Source organism: Petrocella sp. (assembly GCF_059865615.1).
Genome location: NZ_JCBCDA010000009.1, coordinates 77,149 through 98,108 on the forward strand (window position 1 = coordinate 77,149; position 20,960 = coordinate 98,108).

At 37.9% G+C, this 20,960-nt stretch carries 22 protein-coding genes; all 22 read right to left on the minus strand.

Features of this window, described 5'->3' with window-relative positions:
- Nucleotides 1–39 precede the first annotated feature (39 nt).
- The 22 genes from flgK to AC6F8J_RS01825 all read right to left on the minus strand — a co-directional run bounded on the left by flgK (nucleotide 40) and on the right by AC6F8J_RS01825 (nucleotide 20,851).
- Complete coding sequence (flgK, locus tag AC6F8J_RS01720) at nucleotides 40–1,662, minus strand: flagellar hook-associated protein FlgK (protein ID WP_500720509.1); 1,623 nt, start codon at nucleotides 1,660–1,662, stop codon at nucleotides 40–42.
- Nucleotides 1,663–1,702: 40 nt separating this feature from the next.
- Complete coding sequence (locus tag AC6F8J_RS01725; protein WP_500720510.1) at nucleotides 1,703–2,215, minus strand: flagellar export chaperone FlgN; 513 nt, start codon at nucleotides 2,213–2,215, stop codon at nucleotides 1,703–1,705.
- A gap of 139 nt (nucleotides 2,216–2,354) precedes the next feature.
- Nucleotides 2,355–2,621, minus strand: coding sequence for a flagellar biosynthesis anti-sigma factor FlgM (gene flgM, locus AC6F8J_RS01730; protein WP_500720511.1), 267 nt, complete (start codon nucleotides 2,619–2,621; stop codon nucleotides 2,355–2,357).
- Nucleotides 2,622–2,751: 130 nt separating this feature from the next.
- A complete protein-coding gene (locus tag AC6F8J_RS01735) occupies nucleotides 2,752–3,168 on the minus strand; it encodes a flagellar protein (RefSeq protein ID WP_500720512.1) in 417 nt (138 codons plus the stop codon).
- Between the two features lie 47 nt (nucleotides 3,169–3,215).
- Nucleotides 3,216–3,947 carry a double zinc ribbon domain-containing protein gene (locus AC6F8J_RS01740; RefSeq protein ID WP_500720513.1) on the minus strand — a complete coding sequence of 244 codons (732 nt, stop codon included), beginning with the start codon at nucleotides 3,945–3,947 and terminating at the stop codon, nucleotides 3,216–3,218.
- On the minus strand, nucleotides 3,944–6,160 hold the full coding sequence (gene recD2, locus AC6F8J_RS01745; RefSeq protein ID WP_500720514.1) for an SF1B family DNA helicase RecD2: 2,217 nt from the start codon (nucleotides 6,158–6,160) through the stop codon (nucleotides 3,944–3,946). Before recD2 ends, AC6F8J_RS01740 begins: the two co-directional genes overlap by 4 nt.
- 126 nt (nucleotides 6,161–6,286) lie before the next feature.
- A complete protein-coding gene (gene metK, locus AC6F8J_RS01750) occupies nucleotides 6,287–7,471 on the minus strand; it encodes a methionine adenosyltransferase (protein ID WP_500720515.1) in 1,185 nt (394 codons plus the stop codon).
- A 74-nt stretch (nucleotides 7,472–7,545) separates the two neighbouring features.
- Nucleotides 7,546–8,382 carry an undecaprenyl phosphate translocase family protein gene (locus AC6F8J_RS01755; RefSeq protein ID WP_500720516.1) on the minus strand — a complete coding sequence of 279 codons (837 nt, stop codon included), beginning with the start codon at nucleotides 8,380–8,382 and terminating at the stop codon, nucleotides 7,546–7,548.
- A 101-nt stretch (nucleotides 8,383–8,483) separates the two neighbouring features.
- Nucleotides 8,484–9,518, minus strand: a complete 1,035-nt coding sequence (locus tag AC6F8J_RS01760; protein ID WP_500720517.1) for a phosphodiester glycosidase family protein — start codon at nucleotides 9,516–9,518, stop codon at nucleotides 8,484–8,486.
- A 176-nt stretch (nucleotides 9,519–9,694) separates the two neighbouring features.
- Nucleotides 9,695–10,036, minus strand: a complete 342-nt coding sequence (locus tag AC6F8J_RS01765) for a rod-binding protein (protein WP_500720518.1) — start codon at nucleotides 10,034–10,036, stop codon at nucleotides 9,695–9,697.
- Between the two features lie 9 nt (nucleotides 10,037–10,045).
- On the minus strand, nucleotides 10,046–10,855 hold the full coding sequence (locus tag AC6F8J_RS01770; protein WP_500720519.1) for a flagellar hook-basal body complex protein: 810 nt from the start codon (nucleotides 10,853–10,855) through the stop codon (nucleotides 10,046–10,048).
- Nucleotides 10,856–10,937: 82 nt separating this feature from the next.
- Entirely contained in the window at nucleotides 10,938–11,708 is a 771-nt protein-coding gene (locus AC6F8J_RS01775; RefSeq protein ID WP_500720520.1) for a flagellar hook-basal body complex protein, read from the minus strand.
- A 140-nt stretch (nucleotides 11,709–11,848) separates the two neighbouring features.
- Nucleotides 11,849–13,057, minus strand: a complete 1,209-nt coding sequence (locus tag AC6F8J_RS01780) for an ABC transporter permease (protein ID WP_500720521.1) — start codon at nucleotides 13,055–13,057, stop codon at nucleotides 11,849–11,851.
- Between the two features lies 1 nt (nucleotide 13,058).
- The gene (locus AC6F8J_RS01785) at nucleotides 13,059–14,417 is read right to left on the minus strand and encodes an efflux RND transporter periplasmic adaptor subunit (RefSeq protein WP_500720522.1); all 1,359 of its coding nucleotides are present in this window, start codon (nucleotides 14,415–14,417) and stop codon (nucleotides 13,059–13,061) included.
- Between the two features lie 12 nt (nucleotides 14,418–14,429).
- Complete coding sequence (gene yknW / locus AC6F8J_RS01790; protein ID WP_500720523.1) at nucleotides 14,430–15,284, minus strand: YknW family membrane protein; 855 nt, start codon at nucleotides 15,282–15,284, stop codon at nucleotides 14,430–14,432.
- Complete coding sequence (locus AC6F8J_RS01795) at nucleotides 15,274–16,035, minus strand: ATP-binding cassette domain-containing protein (RefSeq protein WP_500720524.1); 762 nt, start codon at nucleotides 16,033–16,035, stop codon at nucleotides 15,274–15,276. Before AC6F8J_RS01795 ends, yknW begins: the two co-directional genes overlap by 11 nt.
- A gap of 282 nt (nucleotides 16,036–16,317) precedes the next feature.
- The gene (locus tag AC6F8J_RS01800) at nucleotides 16,318–16,977 is read right to left on the minus strand and encodes a ribonuclease H1 domain-containing protein (RefSeq protein ID WP_500720525.1); all 660 of its coding nucleotides are present in this window, start codon (nucleotides 16,975–16,977) and stop codon (nucleotides 16,318–16,320) included.
- A gap of 140 nt (nucleotides 16,978–17,117) precedes the next feature.
- A complete protein-coding gene (locus AC6F8J_RS01805; protein WP_500720526.1) occupies nucleotides 17,118–18,626 on the minus strand; it encodes a DEAD/DEAH box helicase in 1,509 nt (502 codons plus the stop codon).
- Between the two features lie 472 nt (nucleotides 18,627–19,098).
- Nucleotides 19,099–19,902: a UPF0236 family transposase-like protein gene (locus tag AC6F8J_RS01810; protein WP_500720527.1), complete on the minus strand. Its 804-nt coding sequence runs from the start codon at nucleotides 19,900–19,902 to the stop codon at nucleotides 19,099–19,101.
- A 124-nt stretch (nucleotides 19,903–20,026) separates the two neighbouring features.
- Nucleotides 20,027–20,368, minus strand: a complete 342-nt coding sequence (locus AC6F8J_RS01815) for a hypothetical protein (protein ID WP_500720528.1) — start codon at nucleotides 20,366–20,368, stop codon at nucleotides 20,027–20,029.
- 62 nt (nucleotides 20,369–20,430) lie between these two features.
- Nucleotides 20,431–20,586 (minus strand): hypothetical protein, encoded by a 156-nt coding sequence (locus AC6F8J_RS01820; protein WP_500720529.1) that lies wholly within the window; start codon nucleotides 20,584–20,586, stop codon nucleotides 20,431–20,433.
- Nucleotides 20,552–20,851 carry an accessory gene regulator B family protein gene (locus AC6F8J_RS01825; RefSeq protein WP_500720533.1) on the minus strand — a complete coding sequence of 100 codons (300 nt, stop codon included), beginning with the start codon at nucleotides 20,849–20,851 and terminating at the stop codon, nucleotides 20,552–20,554. The genes AC6F8J_RS01820 and AC6F8J_RS01825 overlap by 35 nt, the downstream gene beginning before the upstream one ends.
- Between the last annotated feature and the right edge of the window lie 109 nt (nucleotides 20,852–20,960).

The window sequence follows — 20,960 nt, forward strand, 5'->3', positions numbered from 1 at the left end:
ATATCTTCTTCCTTATTACTTTGTATATAGATTTATGTATTATCTACCGACGATGCCCATTGAAGTAACCACTTGTTCAATCATTCTGTCTACAGTTGTTACAACTCTAGCAGCGGCATTATAGGCATGTTGATATTTCATCATATTCCCTAATTCTTCATCCGATGAGACGCCTGTAAGTGTCTTTCTTTGATTATCAATCTGGGTTGCCATCAATTGTTGATTTTTTGTCTGATTTTTAGCTGTATAACCTAGGTTACCTAGATTACCTACAAAACCGGTATAATACTCTCTAAAAGTCATGGCTCCGGTCGTACCCGGTTCTAAGGTGCTGAAGCTTGCATCCCATTGTTCAAGTAATCTTGACGCCACTTGACTGTCCCCGTCATAACCTAGATTCTGACTTAGAGCAATCCTGTTATAATCCATTAGAATAGCTGGATTGATCATCAGATTGCCTGCTGAATAAAGGGAGTAGGCGTTGGTTGGGTCTTCTTCATTGTAATTGCCCAGTGCGTCATATCTGGGCATGAATTTCCTTGAAAAGATCTCATCACCCTGAGTGCCGTTTAAGCCAAAGGGTGCATTAAGAGTGTCAAGTTCCTGAGGTGGACCCGGTAAATTGGGTGAAATTGTATTATTAATCATGGTGACAATACCATGAATCAAATTATCAAATTGTGCTTGAGCAGACATGATGGCAGATTCTTTAATCTCATTATTATAAACATTCACATCATTAAGATCTAAATAATTCGCACTTCTGGTACCGCGAGCTAATATCAATCCTTTAAGTTTGCCCACATCGTTATCATACTCGGGACCTATCGGATTATCAAAGTTAAATACCGGTTCATTCAAATGGGGCCAACTGGGTCGAATTAACATGCTAAATGGTTCTGCTTGCATGGTACCCATAGGTACATAATCGCCTTTTATCACGAATGGAACATTCTCCACACTGACTAATAATGCACCATCTTTATCTTCTCTATACTTTACACTCACCATGGTTGACAGCTCATCTAAAAGCTTATTTCTAAGGTCTCGAAAGTCATTGGCATTCCCACCTGCTAGTTCCGCTTTGGATATAGTGTCATTTAACATATTCATTTCTTTTCCAATGGTGTTGATCCGATTGATCTGATCCGTAATCTCTGTATTCACATTTCTTTGATAGTCATTGAGTTGATTCATAATTAGATTAGATTTTTCAACAAATATAACCGCATTCTGAACAAAAGAGCCTCGTGTCTCTAAGCCATCCGGGTGCTTGGATAACTCATTAATTGAAATCCATAAATCATCCAGAATCTTAGAAAAAGATTCACCTTCTGTTTCGCCAAGTATGGTTTCTATTTCATTAATCGCTGTGGCTGTTGCTTCATAAAAGCCTTGTCTTCCGGATTCTTCTCTATAAGATTGATCCAGAAATATATCTCTAACTTGACGAATGGACTGTATGTCTGTTCCAAGTCCTACACTCATAGTTGATGTACCATTTTTCCCTATATGAATGTAGTTACTTTCCTTGATTAGTACCTGTTGCCTAACATAACCATCTGTATTAACATTGGTCAAGTTATGTGCAGTTGTATTAAGGGCTGACTCACTTGCCCTTAGAGCAGATAATGCGGTAGATAAGCTGCTAATGGATGACATGCGCGTCACCTCCTATATACTTTCGAATTATTATTTTGCTTTATTGTTTGGCATCAAAGAAATTCGTACTGTTGCTTTGCTGGTAGCCTTTACCTTTTGGTTTATAACTATTACTGGTAATGGGCTCTTTGCTACTTTGTATGGCATTCATGGTGAATTCAACAAATTCAAGAGATTGTCCAATAAGCTGCTCGTTCATCTTGTTCATGTCTCTTAGCGGTTCAATAACTTCTGTCAAATGCTTAGTGGCTACTATCAACTTACCTTGTTCTTCTTTTTGACCTTCTAGGAGTTCAATCAGCTTGGCTACAGTCATTTCACCCGGTACTTTATTGGTGACCAAACATATATCCTCAATAACACTTATTCTTTTCTTCTCAAGACGCAAAAGTAGCCCAGCCAGTTCTTGCTCTTGTTTCGTCAGTTCCTGTAGGCCGGGCAAATCCCCATTAATAATAACATCCTTTTTATTATTCGCCACTTCAAGTAGAAGTTTATAACATCCTGTTTCTTCCTCTAGTATTCCTATTAGATCTTCTATTAAACTTGCCATCTAAATGATAGATCCCTTCTTTGTGAGTATGCGGCATGCTTATGCCTAAAAAAGTATAACCCATAGTATTCGCAATTCGGATATCAAAAATACGCCTTACTTACTCGTATGACTGTCATCTTCTTACGAATAATATGGATTAGAGTTGAGCGATGATCTTGTCTGCAACTTGAGCTGCCGTTATGTTATAAGTACCGGCTTCCATTTGTTGTTTAATCTCATCTACTTTTGCTTGTCGCACATCCGGTGTCTTACTAACCGCCGCTTTTGCTACGGATAATTCCTTTGCAAAATCCGACAACGCCAAAGTATCCTTACCGGCTGCAACCGATGATGAACCATAGGCTTTTTGTGCCTTGTTAGGTTTGTAAGCTTGATTCACACCGTGTATACCATTGATTCTCATATCATTCACCACCTTTGTTTTTATCTCACTTTATTTATCGGCATCTCTTCATGGTTCATTAAGTTATTTTTTATAAAAATCAAAAAAACAACCTCTTAAATTGTTTAGAGGTTGCTTGAGGTTGCTTTTTTTATCGATCTTTGTTCATAAAGCGCATCTTTGTTTCCTTCTTTTGATTGGCAAAGGGGTTCTCTTCCACCTTTTTAGGCCGATCATAAGCGTTGTTCAAATCATTGGTAACGGTTTTTTTACAAGTATCACAAAAACGTCCGGTCTTAATGGTCACACCACAAAGTTCACAATCAATACCAACACCCGAGTCCTTGGAGAAGGATAGTTTTTCTTCTCTAATCCACTGCTTGATTTGCTTAACATCTACTTCGTTGACCTCTGCCACTTCAGCAATGGATGCATCTGGATTGCGTTTCACATAAGTTCTAACTGTTTTAAACTCCTCTTCAAGATTCTTATTACAAGAAGGACAAATCGGCCTACCTCCAATATAATTAAAAATCTTACCACACTTAACACAATTTTTTACATTCATTCTAACACCTCCATGATTCATGAATTATTACAGGTGTAAGGCCTATTCTACATCCCTCTCCCAATAGCTATGGATAAACAGTAGACCGCTTCTGCACCTTGAATCTTTAATGCTTTTGCACAAGCATCCATGGTAGAGCCTGTTGTATAAATATCATCAATGAGTAGGATGGTCTTACCTTCAACATGTGCTTTGCTTGCAAAAAAGGCATCCTGCATATTATCCCATCTCTCCTTATCTGATAGAACTTTTTGAGGCTCTGTTGGTTTATCGCGCCATAAAACCTTTTTCCCTCCCATCTGTAAATCAAAACTTTTTGCAAAATGCTTAACCATAAGTTCGGTTTGATTGAAGCCACGTTCTCTTAACCGATGCTTATGTAAAGGTATAGGCAATACCATATCCACTTCCCATCTAATAGTTTCATTATAATACCTAATCAATTCTTTAGCAAACAATACGCCATATTCTTTTCTTTTTTTGTATTTGAAATCGTAAATACTTTGCTTAACCAAGCCTTCATATACCCATATACTACGGCCTTCTTCATAAAAATGTGGTCTTTTTCCACAATCAAAACATCTTGAATCGAAAGGATCCGCTAAGGGTTTCCCGCATAGTTCACAAAGATCTTCTCTTAGATGAGGATGTGCATTTTCACAATGTGGACATAAGGCTTTATCATTACCATAGTCTAGGGTTTCCTCACATAATAGGCAGAAGTTCGGATATAGCAAAGCCAAGAGGTGCTTCCATAGGTTCGATATTAACCCCTTCATTTTACTGAAAACACCTCCAATAAACGTTGTTTTAACGCCGAATTCCTCAGCATCTCTCTTTTATTCTGAATCATTTGTGTGACAACCTTTTCATCGCCCACTAAAACCACATATCTTTTAGCTCTGGTAATACCTGTATACAACAGATTCCTGTTTAACAATAATGTCGGTCCTTTAAACATCGGCATTATAACAATAGGGTATTCACTTCCTTGAGACTTGTGGATGGTCACTGCATAGGCTAAATCCAGCTCATCTAACCCTTTAAACTCATAATAAACCATTCGGTCATCATCAAAGAGAACTTTTATCTTTTCTGTATAGAGATTAATTTCTACGATTTGACCCATGTCACCGTTAAAGACACCTAAACCTTCATCTACTGTAAAGCCATAGTCGCTCATAATGCGCCAACCAATGTTATAGTTATTCTTAATTTGCATCACTTTATCACCTTCTCTAAACAGACGGGTGCCATATATTTTTTCTGTTTTGTCTTTAGAAGGTGGGTTGAGATTTTTTTGAAGCTCCAAATTCAAATTATCCACACCCAGAAGTCCTTTACGGGTGGGGGTTAGAATCTGAATACCTTCTGAACTCTCAAGTTCTGCGAATTTGGGCAATCTGGACTTGATTAATGTAATAATCTCTCCAATCACATGCCTTGGATCTTGTCGTCTGACAAAAAAGAAATCCTTGGTATTATTTGCAAGGTCAATCATTTCACCTGAATTGATTTTATGTGCGTTGACGACAATATGACTTTCTCCTGCCTGTCTAAAAATCTGCTCAAGTTTAACGGTGTGGATATAACCTGAGTGAATAATATCTTTTAATATATTACCGGGGCCTACAGATGGTAATTGGTCCTGATCACCAACAAAAATGACTCTTGTCCCGGGAACAATGGCCTTAAGTAGGTGATAGGTTAGTACCGTATCCATCATGGAGGTCTCATCAATAATAATGACATCTGCTTCAATAGGGTAGTCTTCATTACGTTCAAATCTCTGATGTCCCTCAGCACCTCCACTTATTTCTAGTAGACGATGAATGGTTTTTGCACTTAGGCCCGTGGTCTCAGACATACGTTTTGCGGCTCTTCCTGTAGGCGCTGCCAGCAGTACTTCTTGCCTTCTTTCCTCAAAAAGTTTAATAATAGCATTTAGAGTTGTGGTTTTTCCTGTACCGGGACCACCGGTTATGACCAAAGTGCCACAGGTCAGCGCTTGGGTAATGGCATTTTTTTGATTTTCATCAAAGTTAATACCCATTTCTTTTTCTATATGCTCAACTTCTTGATCAGTATAATCATGTTGCTCCAGACTGACATGAGTCAACTCAAATAGCTTTGCAGCAATATACTTTTCCATATTGTCAAATGAGGTCAAGAAAATACACACTTTTCTTTCAATTTCCTCAATCATGATATGCCCATTTAGCTGTAAGTTCATAAACGCATGGTCAAAGTCAAGTACTTCAATATTCAATAGCTCAGTTGTCAGCTCTATAAGCCGTTCTCTTTCAAGATAGGTATGCCCTTCAAGCGTACTTCGTATCAAGATATGCTTGATTGCCGCCATCATTCTAAAGTCCGATGTTTTTTCAATGCCAATCTTCTCGGCAATGTCATCGGCCATCCTAAAAGATATGCCTTGTATGTCTTCCGCTAATATATATGGATTTTTTTTGACGATGTCATAGGTTCTTTCTTTATATTCACCAAAAATCTTTAGAGCGTAAGTTAATGACAAACCATACTCTTGTAAAAATATAACAACTTGTCGCATGCTTCTTTGTTCATAAAAGATGGAAGCAATATTTTGAGCCATTTTTTCACTGATGCCTTTAATCTCAGCCAACTTTAACGGTTCATTTTCAATAGTAAAAAATGTATCTTCCTTGAAACGTTCTACAATCTTCGTGGCTAATGAAGGACCAATCCCTTTGATAGCTCCTGATCCTAAGTATCTCTCAATCGCCGCTACTTCACCTGGCATATTGGTCTCTATATGGGTCACCTGAAGTTGTCTCCCATAGATGTTATGGGAGGTGTATTCGCCTTCAGCTATGATATGTTCTCCTACTGTGATACCATACATAAATCCTACAACCGTCATTTCGTCATCTTTGGTTGCAACTGTAAGTACCGTATAGCCATTGTCTTCATTACGATAAATAATGTCTTCTACTGTGCCTTCAATTCTTTCCATACAGTCACCTCTTTTAATACTTTCACATCCATTTATTCTACCATATGTTTGGTTTGAAGGTCTATGAATATAATGGTATGCGCAAAAAAAGACTGTCTCATATATGAGTCAGCCTTTTTTATTGGTTTATTTATTAATTGCAGCTTTCAGCATAGCCACCTTATCTGTCTTTTCCCATGGTACATCAATGTCCGTACGACCAAAATGTCCGTAGGCAGCAGTTTGAGCATATATGGGTCGTCTTAATCCTAAACTCTTAATTATAGCTGCCGGTCTTAGATCAAAATGTGCTTCAACAAGTGCTGTGATGGCTTCATCGGTGATGATCCCTGTGCCATGACTATTCACATATATGGATACAGGGTGGGCAACACCAATAGCATAGGCCAATTCTATTTCACATTTTTTGGCAATACCGGCTGCAACGATATTTTTAGCCACATAGCGGGCTGCATAAGTGGCGGATCGGTCCACTTTGGTTGGGTCTTTTCCTGAGAAAGCGCCACCGCCATGACTGGCATAACCGCCATAAGTATCTACGATAATCTTACGCCCTGTTAATCCCGAATCACCTTGAGGTCCACCAATTACAAATCGGCCAGTAGGGTTAATAAAGAACTTGGTCTTGTCATCCAGCAATACCTCTGGTACAACCGCATGTACCACTTCTCTTATCAAATCTTCTTTGATTTGAGCTTGTGTTACTTCTTCATCATGTTGAGTAGAAATAACGATTGTATCCACTCTCACCGGTTGATCATCAATATATTCGATTGTCACTTGTGATTTACCATCCGGTCTTAAATATTTAAGAAGTCCTGACTTACGAACATCTGAAAGCTTTTTAGTCAATTTATGAGCTAAAGATATGGGTAATGGCATCAATTCTTCTGTCTCATCACAGGCAAAACCAATCATCATTCCTTGGTCACCAGCACCTGTTCCTTCATCATCTTCCTCTTCACCCATTCTTACTTCTAAAGCTTCATTAACGCCCATAGCAATGTCTGATGACTGCTCATCTATGCTGACTAGAACCGCACAGGTTTCTGCATCAAATCCATAATGGGCACTTGTATAGCCTATCTCTCGAATTTTATTACGTACCACTTTCGGTATATCCACATAACAGTCCGTTGTTATCTCTCCCATAACCAAAACCATGCCCGTGGTTACGGCTGTTTCACAAGCCACCCTCGCATTAGGGTCTTGTGCTAATATTGCGTCCAGTACTGCATCTGATATTTGATCACAGACTTTGTCCGGATGTCCTTCTGTAACCGACTCAGATGTAAATAATCTTCTTGTCATTATATTTCCTCCTAATTTCAAATAAACGATTTTGATGTCAAAACTTAGTTTTGATCCTTTAACCTTCTTTGTTACTATGAAAACTTTTCAACGCTTAAAATGACAATTGCACCAAATAGAAATGCCAATGCTGATGTAATCATTAAGGTAACATCATATTGGATATCCTTTGGTATTAGCACTATTGCTGAAGCAATAATAAGTCCCAAGATGATACTAACTGTATTTCGACGATGTTCTCTCAAATAATATTGCACCAACTTGGCACTCAATATTATGCCTAGCATAACACCTATTCCTACAAAAATTAGTGGGATTAAGATGTTCCAATCAAAAGATAAAACCTCTGCTACATATGATTTAAATAGATAGTATTCGCCAACAATTAGTAAAAACATTGAACCACTAACCCCTGGTAAGAGCATAGTAGCGCCAACAACTATACTGACCAGTAATAATTTGATAATCAGAAAAAGTGTAATTTCTGGAAATACATCTATTTGATATGCTTTTTCTCCCGGATTTAAGTAAGTCATTACAAATACAAGCATCATGCCTATAGAAACAAAAACCCATGATGCACGGTGTTCCTTTAATTCCTTCTTAATCAAAGAAGGAATGCTAAGAGCAATAAGACCGGCAAACCAAAAAAGAGTATGTATTGGATAGTGGCCAAATAACCAATCTATAACTTTTGCAAACGTGATTAATCCAATAATAGCACCTAATAATATTTGTAATAAGAATATAATATCATTCTTTCTTTGTGGGTTGTTGATCTTGAAAATTCGAGATACACTCTCAATCATCTTATCAAAGAGCCCTAAAATCACCATGATTGTTCCACCACTGACACCTGGAATAATGTTAGCCATTCCAATAGCCATACCACCCATTATATTTTTTATCATCATGTTCCCTCTTTATTCTTAATTCCGCTGGTTCTTAATGCTATGAAAAATAATCAGGCTCGATTATAACATATTTTTTACGTTATGACTAATACTTTAACCTATTTCTTATGATGAAATATCAGTATACTATGGGCCACTGCTCTTTCTTCTCCACCTGATGGTTCATTAATGACTTCATTATTAATAACCATCGTAGACGAAGACCCTCCATCCAAATAAGCTGCATGGATACAACCTAACTCCAACATCAGCTTAGCCGACTCCTTGCCTGTCATACCTAAGCTTTTACCTTCAAGACGTCCATCTACAACAGCAAAAATCAAATGGTTGTCTTTAGTGACACCCACTAAGGTTCTCGGCTGATAGGCGGTGGTATAACCCATGAATGGTTCATAATCCTTCGCTATATTAATACCATTCTTGACTAGCCAGGCACCAGTAGCAAATGCTTCTTTAACATGAACATCTCCCAACCCATAGTCCAGTTCTAAGGAAAAGGAATCTCCAATCTTAATGGCTTGATGGACACCTACATAGGTAAGAACATGATCCCAACCCTTTAATTCTACCGGCTGATCTGTTACCATGATTTCCATTACACGATTCTCACGAATTAAATAATTGGTACTTAGTCGTCTTACCCGTGATGTTTTGCCATAAATCTCATCAAACAGAACCCACTTCCCATCGGGAACCTGACCATTAAAGCCATAGAGCTCAATTTTTTGACTCTGGATGTTCACAAATGCTTTCAATCTCACATTCGCAATAGATACTTGGTTGTCTGAGTCAATTAGAACCGTAGGTGTTCCAATAAACTGAGCACGTATCGGCTTCCCGTCACGAACCAGTAGGCCATAGGGTAAACCTAAGTCATTGTAGAACATACCGTTGACACCCATTATAGCTTTGTTCTCTTTGACCATGGACGAAGTGGTTTCAAAACCATATAAGACACCAAAAGATAAACCATTTTCCACTCGAATTTGCTCATTATTCATATCTATATCCAATATACGAATCACTTCGGGCTTCAGCGGATACACGCGTTCTATAATCTCATATTGAATACCACCATAGAGCTGTGTTGAATAATAGAGTATGCCCATGATCACCACCATGATTTTGATCATTGTCTTTCTCCTAGCCTTTTGTCGTTAACATCTGTTTTCGTATTATACCATAAAATGCATTCAAATAGAAAGACTGCTTTCCTATCATCTAAGAAGCGCAGCCTTATTTCTTCAACTTATATTATGGTTAAGAGTCAAAACTAGGTTCACTAAATGTACACAACATATTATCATTCTTACTTCTTCAATTGTTGATATAACATGTCTTTAATGCCAGCCCCTTGTCCTTTGGATATTTCTTTAGAATATGCTTCGTAAAGCATGTCTTCATAGATTTTTCGACCTTGGCTTTCTTCATAAAGACCGGACTTGGGTATGGATTTTCGCATTTCAGTAAATACTTTATTTAAATAATAGGATTCAAATTCTGCACAAGCATCTTTAAGTGCTTCATCATCTTTGTTTTCCATGGCTCTTTTTATGATATTCTGAAAACCTTCGTCTTCGACTTTGCTTTTTGTCGTTTCTGTACTTGTTAACGTGTTTAAAAAACTACTGTCCAGTCCGCTTATTTCCATCAATTTCACCTACCGCTTCAACTCATTGGCACGTTGCAACATCTCATCTGAGCTCTGAATCGCTTTCGAACTTAATTCATAGGCTCTTTGAGCAACAATGAGTTTGACCATTTCCTCAACCGCTTGAACATTTGATGCTTCTAAGGCTCCTTGAACGACCATGCTACCTTCCACGTCTTCATTATCTACTTCTACTATAGGAATTCCAGAGGCAACTGTCTGTTCATAAAAACCGCCACCGATGGTCTTAAGACCTTGAGTATTCTGGAATTGTACCACCTGTAATTGTATACCAAGCTCGACACGGTCACCATCAACAATCGTCGAGAAAATACCCCGTTCATCTACCGACAGTTTGTCTGCTACAATGGTTTCATCAAATATAATCGGCTCTCCGTCTATACCTAATACAGGACGACCAGTAGAAGTGGTCAACATGAGTTCACCATCTAAAATAGATGTTTTGAAGCTGCCATCTCTCGTATAGATTTCATTCCCATTTACGTCCATTAGAGCGAAAAAACCATTGCCCTCAATAGCAAAATCAAGTGGGTTTTCTGTTCGTTCGAAAGTGCCTTGGGTGAAAGACTTAACAGATGCTACTGTTCGTACGCCATGTCCGACTTGAAGATTAACCGGACTTCCACCATTTGCAGTGTCTCCAGCATTTTTCATGGTTTCGTAGAGTAAGGATTTGAATTCTAAGCGTTCTTTCTTAAAGCCTACCGTGTTGACATTTGACAAATTATTGGCAATACTATCGACGGTTGCCTGCTGGGTTTTCATACCGGATGCAGCTGTCCATAATGATCTCATCATATTATGTTAACCTCCTTCGGAATCTTGCAAATTCGTGACTGGTTACCTGACTATCTCAGCATTCCCAGATGATCGTTGAGTATTATCTAATAGAACCGACATTGTTAACCACTTTTTCCATGGTCGCATCGTAGGTCTGAATGATTTTTTGATTGGATTCATAGGTACGCATAACGTTAATCATGTTAATCATCTCTTCTATACTGTTGGCATTGGAACTTTCTAAAAATCCTTGTTCCATCGTCCCTTCATAAGGTGTTTCTACAGTTGCATCAGTACCAAAATATAGACTCCCACCCTCTTTCTTAAGGGTTTTTGTGTCTTCTATACCCACAACCTGAATCTGACCCATACGCACTTCATTAGAATATATGGTGCCATCCTTGTTGATTCGAACATCTTGTTGATCCAAAATTAGCCGTGTATTTTCCTCACCGAGAACAAATAAACCCTCGCTTGTCACCAAATGTCCTTCTTGATCTAGCATAAAAGAGCCGTCTCTGGTATATCTTTCTATCATATTACCTTCTTCATCCAAACGTCCAACTTTAATCATGCCTCGGCCTTGTAACGCTACATTCAAACTTTCATCGGTCTGTTTCAGTGAACCTTGCATATGGTCAGTATGTATTTCTTCTGTTTTGACTCCAAGGCTCATCTTACCGATAGATTTACTATAGGGCACTTCAGGATCATTTATTTTCAAGGTTAACATTTCCTTAAATGAAGCTAAGACAACTTGATCTTTTTTGTAGCCTGCAGTATCCACATTTGCAAGATTATTAGAGATGGTATCCATCTTTTCTTGTTGACTTCTCATACCTGTATAAGCTGTATAAAGACCTCTAAACATTGTGTCACCCCATTATCATTTATATTCTCTTATCTATATCGTACCTTTTTCATAAAATATTAATAGATTAAGATTTTTTTTTGCAACTAATAAACTCAACTTACCCCTCGTCTGGGAAAGTCGAGTTATTAATTTATGTTTTATTCATACCTTAAGGATTCGATGGGATCTAGGTCTGCTGCTTTTTTTGCTGGATACACACCAAAAATTATGCCTAATAGAATAGATCCAATAAAAGCAATTACTGTGGTTTTAATATCCACTACCGGTGGTATCTTGATTACACTGGATATAATCGCACCGGTTAAAACACCTAAAAGAATACCAATCAGACCGCTAAAACCCGTCATTAATATAGATTCCGTCAGAAACTGTAGTACAATATCTCTTTTTTTAGCGCCTATAGCTTTTCGTATTCCGATTTCCCTTATACGCTCCGTTACTGAAACCAACAGTATATTAATAATACCAATGCCACCAACAATCAAGGTTATGATGGCAATAACGAGCAAAACCATAGATATAACGTTTAATATACTACTAACTGATTTTTGTATATCTTCTACGCTTGTAGCCAAATATTTGTCCTGGTTATCATGTACAAATTCCAATAGCTTTATGATACGACTACCTGCTGAAGCAAGGTTCTCCTCCGGGTCAATGGAGACCTGAATCTGATCTACATGTTCTGTCCCAAAAAATGTTTGCATGGTGGTAATAGGTGCAATCACTTCAACAGGAAACTCAATACCTTCTAGTAAAGACGAGAACAAGTCATCCTCTGTATTTAAGACACCAATTACTTTCAACTTCATAATATCACCATAATAATTCGTCAATCTGACCTCTTCACCAAGAATGTCTGTCCTGTTGAAATATTGTTTGGCAAAAGTATCCGGAACAATTATGACCCTTCTTTGCCCTTCTACATCCGATCCAGATATAAATCTTCCCTCTAACAAGTCAATGGTTTGAAAACTGGTGTATTGAGATGTGGCACCTGCGACCATGGCATCACGATTCCCTTCCTCCATACGAACACTAGAAAAAAAGGTTGCCGCAGCTGTAATGTTCTCAACTTCATCTACACCTCGAACAATACTATCCATATCTTTTAAAGTCAGTCGGTCTCTATCTTCCAAGTTCGTACCTGTCGCTTGAATGATGATGGTGTTTGCTCCCAGTTTACCCAATTCAGAGGATATATAAACCTTGGTAGCATTACTAATAGCCATAATAGCCACAATGGAAAAAACACCCATAATAATACCCAGCATGGTTAAAATAGAACGAAGTTTATTGGTGGTCAAACTTAAGAAAGCCTGTTTGAAATTTTCTGTTAAATGCATACTACATGCCTTCTTTCTCTAGGTCATTGATCACTTTCACCTTCATACCATCTTTTAGACTGAGGGATGGATTGTTAATAACAAAATCACCTTCCTCTAACCCTTCCAAAACCTCTGCATCGAAATCAGCTGTAATACCTAATACAACAATTCGCTCTTCAATAATGCCATTTTCCGTAACCACATAAGCTAGCTTATTATTTTCCCGATCATCTCTAAACATGTCATAAGAAGCCACTAACACTTGTTCCTTATAAGATGTTGTAATCTCACAATCGGCTGTATATCCTGGCTTTAATTGGTCCATATCTTTTGTTATTGTAATTTCAATTGGTACTGTTGTTGCCTCTTTGCCATTCACCAAGGCTTGAACTGCTTTTGGCGCAATAAAAGACACTTCACCTTCTATGGATGCGGATTTTGATATGGCGTCTCCTGTGATAATAACTTTTTGGCCTAATATAATATCCTTGATATCATATTCCCTAACATTTGCAGCCACCTTCATCTTCTTCATATCCATTAATGTCAACATCGACGTAAAGGTCGGTGATTGTTCTCCTTCAGATATATGTACTTCTGTCACAATGCCGTCACCTATTGCATAGGCTAAATCCGATATTTCTTTGATTCGATTCTCTAAGGTGGTAATATTCACTTCTAAGCTCTCAAGGTTTTTCACTTGAATCGTCACATCTATTTGTGTAGACTGATTGGCTTGATGGTTGCTTTCAAGCAGCGCTGACAAATCATCCTCTGCTCTTTTCAAGTTCAATTTAGAAGTCGCCAGTTGATTCTCCGCTTCTTCTACAGCCTTTTTCATCGTCTTAAATTCCTCTTCGGAAATAAACCCTTCACTAAATAGAATACGACTTCTTTCCAGATTAATATGCTGTTCTTCTAAGTATTTTTCTGCTGTGCTTACGGAAAGTCTAGATAGTTCTAAGGCTATTTCCCCATTTGTGGCTGTTGATGTAGATGATAAACCACGAAGTTTCTCAAGTTGTAATGTCTGTATTTCATAATTAAGCTTTGCCTGTTTAAGCTCAGCCTCTAGATTGGTCATATCCACCACAAAGAGCGCTTGCCCTGTGGTCACTTGATCCCCAACTTCAACCAATACTTCTTCAATCTGCAGAGGTGTGCTGGAGATAACCTCCAATTTGTTACTCTCTAAAACGGTACCTGTTATAAGAATACTTGAAAATAGATCATCACGTTGTAAGGCTGTGACCTCGACTTCTTGAGCCTTGCCGCCACCGAAACCACCCTCACCGCTTCTATCTTTATTCAAATTATAAATGATCATAATGGCAATAATGCCAATAATCAGAACCACTATCCCAATTTTTTTCTTCAATTCTTCAACCCCTTACATTTGCATCGATGATGCCATATTTGCCAGCAATAAGGTAATGACAGATATGGATGCCCCAAATAAAAAGGACAACCCTACAATGATACCTGCTGCTTTTTTGCTTAAACTTGCCACAACTCTAAGTCCTACGAAAGTAATGTATAAACTCCAAAGGCTAATGACTTCAATTGGCGCCAAAACAGCTGACAAAACAGAGCCGTCCATAGACTCCGGAAGTAAGCTAGAAAGACTTGTCACCGCAACTGTTGGCATTTCTCCTTTAATTAGCGTCATGACCATCATAATCAACCATGTAAAAACAGATAGTATACCAATATGGACCGTCATAGAGAAAATTTGCTTGAATCCGGCCGGTGATTTTACAATCTTCGCCACTACAAAATAAATAAATGCAACAAACAACATGCCAATAAGCACACCAATAGGCGTAAAAACAAAGGTTGAAACTTTGGCTATGGTTAAAGGCAATTCCATCATGCTTTCCGTCATAACTTGGCCGCTACCCTCTAATTGTTTTTCGATTTCCTTTATCATGCTCACTTCAAACTGTCCCCAACACACTAAGTAATAGACAACTGGTGCAAATATTGTTATTAATAAAGGGATTAACCAATTAGGTTTGGCTTTGATTGCTTTGAAAGCTTCTGTCGGAGAAAAAATAATATTGGCCATCTTTACTATGGCTGAGGATGTTTCTCCTTCAAATTCTTCCATTTCTTCTATTTTTTCTTTTTCATACATCTCATTGCTGTTATTCATACCCCTCATGTCATTCATATCGTTCATGTTGTTCATGTCTTTGTTTTCTTCCACTTCATTTGTGTCTACATTGTTTTCTTCATCTCTCATCCTTGTTTCCTCCATTTAATGACGCATTGAGCGCTTTTTCTTTTTGTTTTAATATGTCAAGTGCTTGTATCGGTTTCTCAACCAGCCGGTCGCTGGTTAAATAGCCGTCAGCAAATGTTATAACACGTTTGGTATGCTCTGCAATATCTGGCTCATGGGTAACGATGATAACTGTGACCCCTTCTTCATTAAGTTTTTGAAACTCTGCCATAATTTCTTCTGATGAAAGCGAATCCAGATTTCCTGTAGGCTCATCAGCTAATATGATTGCCGGTCTATTAACTAAAGCTCTAGCTATGGCCACACGTTGTTTTTGACCACCGGACATTTCATTGGGTTTGTGATCCATACGATCTGCTAGACCGACCCGTTTCATGGCCTCCATACCTCTTTCTTTGCGTTCCTTAAAATGAACCCCAGCATAAATCATGGGTAACTCAACATTTTTTAAAGCCGAGATTCTGGGTAACAAATTAAAAGACTGGAAAACAAAACCAATCTTCTTATTGCGTATGGAGGCCAACTCATCGTCATCCAAAGTGGCTACATTCAACGCTTCTAAATGATAATCCCCGCAAGTCACCCGATCAAGACATCCAATGAGGTTCATTAATGTTGACTTTCCCGAGCCTGAGGGACCCATAATGGATATGAACTCCCCCTTTTCTATGTTTAGATTAACCTGTTTCAGAGCTTCTACAGCAATATTACCCTTGCCATATGTTTTTCCTACATTGCTTATTTTTATCATGCCTTCACATCCTATTTTTATTCTATGATTGGTTAAGGTGTCAAAACTATATAGTTGAACTTTTGCATACAATATATAGTTATGAATGCATCAACGTAATCTATATATTGTATGTGAATTTAGTGAAACTTAGTTTTGACCCTTTAACCATGATTAGAGCGCCAATATTAATTTTCTTTAAATAGATGATCATGCCTACCCATTGTTATTATTTTAACCTTTGTTCTAATAAAATTCCATAAGTATTTCATTAAAAATAATTTAATGCAACTTTAATGTTGCTTACAAACCGCCGTCTAAGCCCAGTGCTTTTTTTGCGAGTTTATCTGCAAGTTCATTATAATAATCTCCAGAATGGGCCAAGACTTTAACAAATTCAATCTTATAGGACGCGCTGAATTTATTAAACAGGGTCACATATTCTTGAGTGCCTTTTTTCTTGGCTTGCCAGCTTTTTGTTGCCCATTTAGCTATGCCTTCATAATCATGATAGATGATTAACTTCTCAATTCCCATTGCGTCTTTATGGTTATGGACCCATTCCATGGCTCTTACAGCACCTAAAAGCTCCCCGGCGACATTTCTCATTGTGCCCAGCTCAGCGTCATCGCCTGCTTCATAAATATGAACCTCTTCCTCACAAATAAGAATAACCGCACCGCCGGCATATCGTTTTGTCCCATGATCATAACTACCATCTACATAAGCTCTGGCAATGATTCCTTCATCTACTTGATCTTCTTTTATATGGGCATCACCATTTATATGTTGATTCATTGGGGATGTCGAAGATGTATTCATATAAGCTTCCGCTTCTGCTAAGGTCTTAAAGCTTTTAAACTCAGCACCTGAATAGCCCTTTGTGTTGGCTTGGCATTCTTCCCAAGTTGAAAATATTCCTTTATTTTTCCCTTGTCTGACTGCATAGTATTTTTTTGGCATGAAGACCTCCTTTTCTATTTTATATATGATCCATTTACATCTTATCATACATTATTTATAGCTGTGTTTAAATAGATCTCTATGATAAATGAAGGAACAAGAAAGCTGAGGTTTTGCCCTCAGCTGCATATCGTTTGTTCCTATTTGACTAACTTTTCTTTTATTTTGTCTAAGAACGACTTGTTCTTGACCGGTTCCTGTGATTTTCTAAATTCAATAGGTCCAAGTTTTGGTAAGATGACTGTTTCAACTTTAACTTCCGGCTTAGGTTTTCTATGATGGACCGGTTTGCTTGGAACGTGGACTTTTTCTTTAACCCTTTCTATAATGGGTTCTGCCACATGGACAATCTTAGCTTTTTCTTCCATAACCTTTTGAGCCACTGGCTTATGCTCTCTTGGCTTATTGTCTCTTGGTTTGTGGTCCCTTGATTTATGGTCTCTTAACTTATGGTCTTTACCTGCATGTGCCCTTGGTGGTTTAACGCCGACCCATTTACCTTTTGCAGATGATACTGCTTCACGTACTTGCTCATCTGTTGGTAATTCTGTTTCCTTAATAAGACTGCCCACATGCTCTTCAATCTCATATAGCGTCATAATATCATCTGTTGTCGCAAGAGTAATGGCTTTACCTGTGTTACCTGCACGTCCTGTTCGACCAATACGGTGTACATAAGAGTCTTTTTCAATGGGTACATCATAATTAATAACCAAGCTTAAGTCATCGATATGTAGACCTCGAGCGGCAACGTCCGTGGCAACTACAATTTGAAGGGCACCTTTTTTAATCTTCTCGATGGTCTTCATTCGGCTCACTTGTGTATTGGCACCATGAATGGCGTCCACAATATAGCCTTTTCTTTCTAGATATGCTTGAACTTTATCAACCGCATAACGGGTGTTGCAGAAAATCAGACAGCTATCTGGTTGTTCGATTTTTAACAATCGATCTAACTGGGTCCTTTTTTCATTGGCTTCTACTCTATAATACAGTTGTTGAATGGCATCTACCGTTTTTGTATCTGATTCTAAAGCTATGGTTGTGGCTTCATTCATGTAAGCCTGACATATTCTCTGAATCTCAGCCGGCATGGTCGCTGAAAAGAGCATGGTTACACGATTCTTAGGCAACGTTTTAATGATCTTAACCACTTGATCGATGAAACCCATGTCCAACATACGGTCTGCCTCATCTAGAACAAGAAATCGTATCCCTTTTGTTGGCAGTGATCTTCGTTGAATGTGGTCAAAGACACGTCCTGGGGTACCGACAACAATCGACGCACCTTTTTTGATTGCCTCCACTTCAATGTTGATGTTGTGTTGTCCGTATACCGCTGTTGTGGTCACTTCTTGGTACTTCGACATCAGACTGATGTCACTTTCAACTTGGACGGCCAACTCTCTTGTGGGTGTTAATATGAGCGCCTGGGGCCCTACCACATCTTCCTTCATCAAGTGTAGCATTGGAATACCAAAGGCACCGGTTTTGCCACTACCTGTCTTTGACATGACCACCAAATCTTGATGATTCAGAACATGGGGTATGGCTCTACTTTGTACATTTGTTGGGGATTCAAAGCCCATTTCTTCTATTGCCTTGACAATAATAGGGTCTACCCCTAAATCAATAAAGTTATTATTCATTTTGCCTACTTTCCTTAACCTTGTTTATGGTTTATTTTTACATCTTGCGGATGTATCTGATTAACCTATTCTGCCTTATACTTTATCATTATCTAGATGCCAGGTCAATTATTATCCTAAATAAGATAGCGTTAATTTACTGTCGGAAAAGTAAGGATAAAAAAATCCAGATGAGATATTCTGCGTTCTATGAAAACCATCTTACCATAATTTTAAATTTCATTGTACCTTTTCCATTAAATTCATATGCTTAAAAGCCAGTCCATTTAGGATTGTGGCTACTAGACTTTAGTATATCTAAATTCGTTGGCTAAAAACCCTTCCATGACTACATTGCAAACGACCTTCGTTGATACGTCCATGTATCAAACGAAGGTGGAATACATCCCTGTATTCTGGCGTTTTGCAACATAGTCATTCCAGGAACTTTATCCTCTACACATCTGGTTTCACTTTTTCTTATATCTTCTTATCAAATGTAGATTAAATGATGCCCCCTTAGTTTCTTTGTAAGACAATACATGCCATCTACTAACCCAATACTACCTGCGACTGTCTGATGGTTCCAAACATCTGTATAGGTCTTTTGTTTCCTTTTGATCTCTTTATCTACTTCAGTTTTTATCTCTTCCTGAATCATACGGTGCTGTTTTTCTTGCTTGTATTTAATCAAATCACACACTTTACCATCATTGGCTACATAAGCTCTAAGTCTTGCCATCTTCGTTACACCTTCCTTTGACCATCCTAGTGGACGGCTACTTAACCTTGAAGATAGGAGGTGGCTCACTTGACCTTCAGCACTGCAGCCCATCCTTGCATATTCATCATGATTAGGTCTTATTATAGCTTCCCAGTGATTGCTTATGTATACCCTGGTTCTTCTTATCTGTTCTTTTCTATTCTCGCCATCTGAGTACTCAAGGGCTATGTCAAAGACTGTATTGACTGCTTTTTTATCTTCCGATCTTATGCCATCATAGATTGCCTTTCTTGCATCTGATACTGAGTCACCAAGATGACCTATGGCTCTCATAATTGCTTGATTTAAATGGAATTTATCAAGCACAAAATGACACTTTGTCCCGAGCACATCGACTCCTGATTTTATCCACGATGCGCCATCTCCCATGATGTATATATGTTCCAAATAGTCTTCATCATAAACCATATCTATGTATTCAAGCACTTCTTCCCATAAGTCTTCACTCTTTTTGTAAACGCCTGCAAAGTAGTGTTTTCCTATTAGTCTATTTCTTTTACTTCTTTCGTCCATAAATTGTTGTATACTTGTTTACATAAGAAAAACACCTCTCTGTTATGATTTATGGTTTCTAGGCAAAACTTATAATATCACAACTTGGTGTTTTTCTTTTATCTTTCTTTATCCGAAAGTATCTTTACGCTAACCCTAAATGCCTAGTCATCTTTTTATCCTTTTTGCCAGTATTTCCTCTAATACTGATACTACAGTCTTCTTCAACAAATCTAACTTCAGATTCCTCGAATAGTTTATTATCTACGGAAGCACTTACTACAACAGCATTAGTATCCATAATATCTTTAATTTTGAGTGCTTTATGCTTCTCAAAAAGTTTCACCTTCTTATTATTATCAACGTTGTCATTGAACACAACAATCTTGCGCTTATTCTCAGTTTTAGCTAACGTGGGTTCATGAACTGCAAACATCGATGCCATTACAAATGCAACTGTTAATACACTAATTATTCTCCTCCTCATTCCTTCACCTCCCTTCTCACATAAATTCTTTAAACAACCATATACATCATGGATATTTACCTTTATTTCTTAAGCTTCTTAACAGACACAGGTACAGCATCCTGATAAAAGATAAAACTAAATTGTGTTGAAGCTACTTGTGCTACTATCAGTGCAGCAAATGCAAAGCTTGTACCTGCATACTTACGAAATGGCTTTAATATCTTTGACTTCTTCATCCCTTTCACCCCCTCTTTTTAAACTCCCTATGACTAATGAAATGGATGCTGTTACTACACCCATGATTGTACTGATCAGATATTTATTATCCGGTCTTGTGAGTGTTGCTATAAATAGGCAACCAATTGATAATATTGTCCCAATGATTCTACTCCTCTTCTTTACCTTAAAATATTCTTCATATTCTAAAACCATGTTTGTATGATCTACCGGTGCATACTTATAAATACTAATGCTAACTTCCCAAACTTTGTCGCACTCAATGTCAGATGCCTCTGTTTAAGGAATTAAAAAGTGCTAAAAACCATTGAAAATACTAGGTTTTCTCCACGATTTCACTTGCACTGTCGTGGATTTTTTGTTATAATAATTG

What these genes read in the sequence shown, in the direction of transcription:
- AC6F8J_RS01820 (WP_500720529.1), bottom strand. Translation starts at nt 20,586, where the DNA reads ATGAAGAAGTCAAAGATATTAAAGCCATTTCGTAAGTATGCAGGTACA.
- AC6F8J_RS01765 (WP_500720518.1), bottom strand. Translation starts at nt 10,036, where the DNA reads ATGGAAATAAGCGGACTGGACAGTAGTTTTTTAAACACGTTAACAAGT.
- AC6F8J_RS01760 (WP_500720517.1), bottom strand. Translation starts at nt 9,518, where the DNA reads ATGATCAAAATCATGGTGGTGATCATGGGCATACTCTATTATTCAACA.
- AC6F8J_RS01795 (WP_500720524.1), bottom strand. Translation starts at nt 16,035, where the DNA reads ATGATAAAAATAAGCAATGTAGGAAAAACATATGGCAAGGGTAATATT.
- AC6F8J_RS01725 (WP_500720510.1), bottom strand. Translation starts at nt 2,215, where the DNA reads ATGGCAAGTTTAATAGAAGATCTAATAGGAATACTAGAGGAAGAAACA.
- metK (WP_500720515.1), bottom strand. Translation starts at nt 7,471, where the DNA reads ATGACAAGAAGATTATTTACATCTGAGTCGGTTACAGAAGGACATCCG.
- AC6F8J_RS01735 (WP_500720512.1), bottom strand. Translation starts at nt 3,168, where the DNA reads ATGAATGTAAAAAATTGTGTTAAGTGTGGTAAGATTTTTAATTATATT.
- AC6F8J_RS01800 (WP_500720525.1), bottom strand. Translation starts at nt 16,977, where the DNA reads ATGCCAAAAAAATACTATGCAGTCAGACAAGGGAAAAATAAAGGAATA.
- flgK (WP_500720509.1), bottom strand. Translation starts at nt 1,662, where the DNA reads ATGTCATCCATTAGCAGCTTATCTACCGCATTATCTGCTCTAAGGGCA.
- AC6F8J_RS01780 (WP_500720521.1), bottom strand. Translation starts at nt 13,057, where the DNA reads ATGCATTTAACAGAAAATTTCAAACAGGCTTTCTTAAGTTTGACCACC.
- AC6F8J_RS01755 (WP_500720516.1), bottom strand. Translation starts at nt 8,382, where the DNA reads ATGATAAAAAATATAATGGGTGGTATGGCTATTGGAATGGCTAACATT.
- AC6F8J_RS01810 (WP_500720527.1), bottom strand. Translation starts at nt 19,902, where the DNA reads ATGGACGAAAGAAGTAAAAGAAATAGACTAATAGGAAAACACTACTTT.
- flgM (WP_500720511.1), bottom strand. Translation starts at nt 2,621, where the DNA reads ATGAGAATCAATGGTATACACGGTGTGAATCAAGCTTACAAACCTAAC.
- AC6F8J_RS01815 (WP_500720528.1), bottom strand. Translation starts at nt 20,368, where the DNA reads ATGAGGAGGAGAATAATTAGTGTATTAACAGTTGCATTTGTAATGGCA.
- AC6F8J_RS01740 (WP_500720513.1), bottom strand. Translation starts at nt 3,947, where the DNA reads ATGAAGGGGTTAATATCGAACCTATGGAAGCACCTCTTGGCTTTGCTA.
- recD2 (WP_500720514.1), bottom strand. Translation starts at nt 6,160, where the DNA reads ATGGAAAGAATTGAAGGCACAGTAGAAGACATTATTTATCGTAATGAA.
- yknW (WP_500720523.1), bottom strand. Translation starts at nt 15,284, where the DNA reads ATGAGAGATGAAGAAAACAATGTAGACACAAATGAAGTGGAAGAAAAC.
- AC6F8J_RS01775 (WP_500720520.1), bottom strand. Translation starts at nt 11,708, where the DNA reads ATGTTTAGAGGTCTTTATACAGCTTATACAGGTATGAGAAGTCAACAA.
- AC6F8J_RS01770 (WP_500720519.1), bottom strand. Translation starts at nt 10,855, where the DNA reads ATGATGAGATCATTATGGACAGCTGCATCCGGTATGAAAACCCAGCAG.
- AC6F8J_RS01805 (WP_500720526.1), bottom strand. Translation starts at nt 18,626, where the DNA reads ATGAATAATAACTTTATTGATTTAGGGGTAGACCCTATTATTGTCAAG.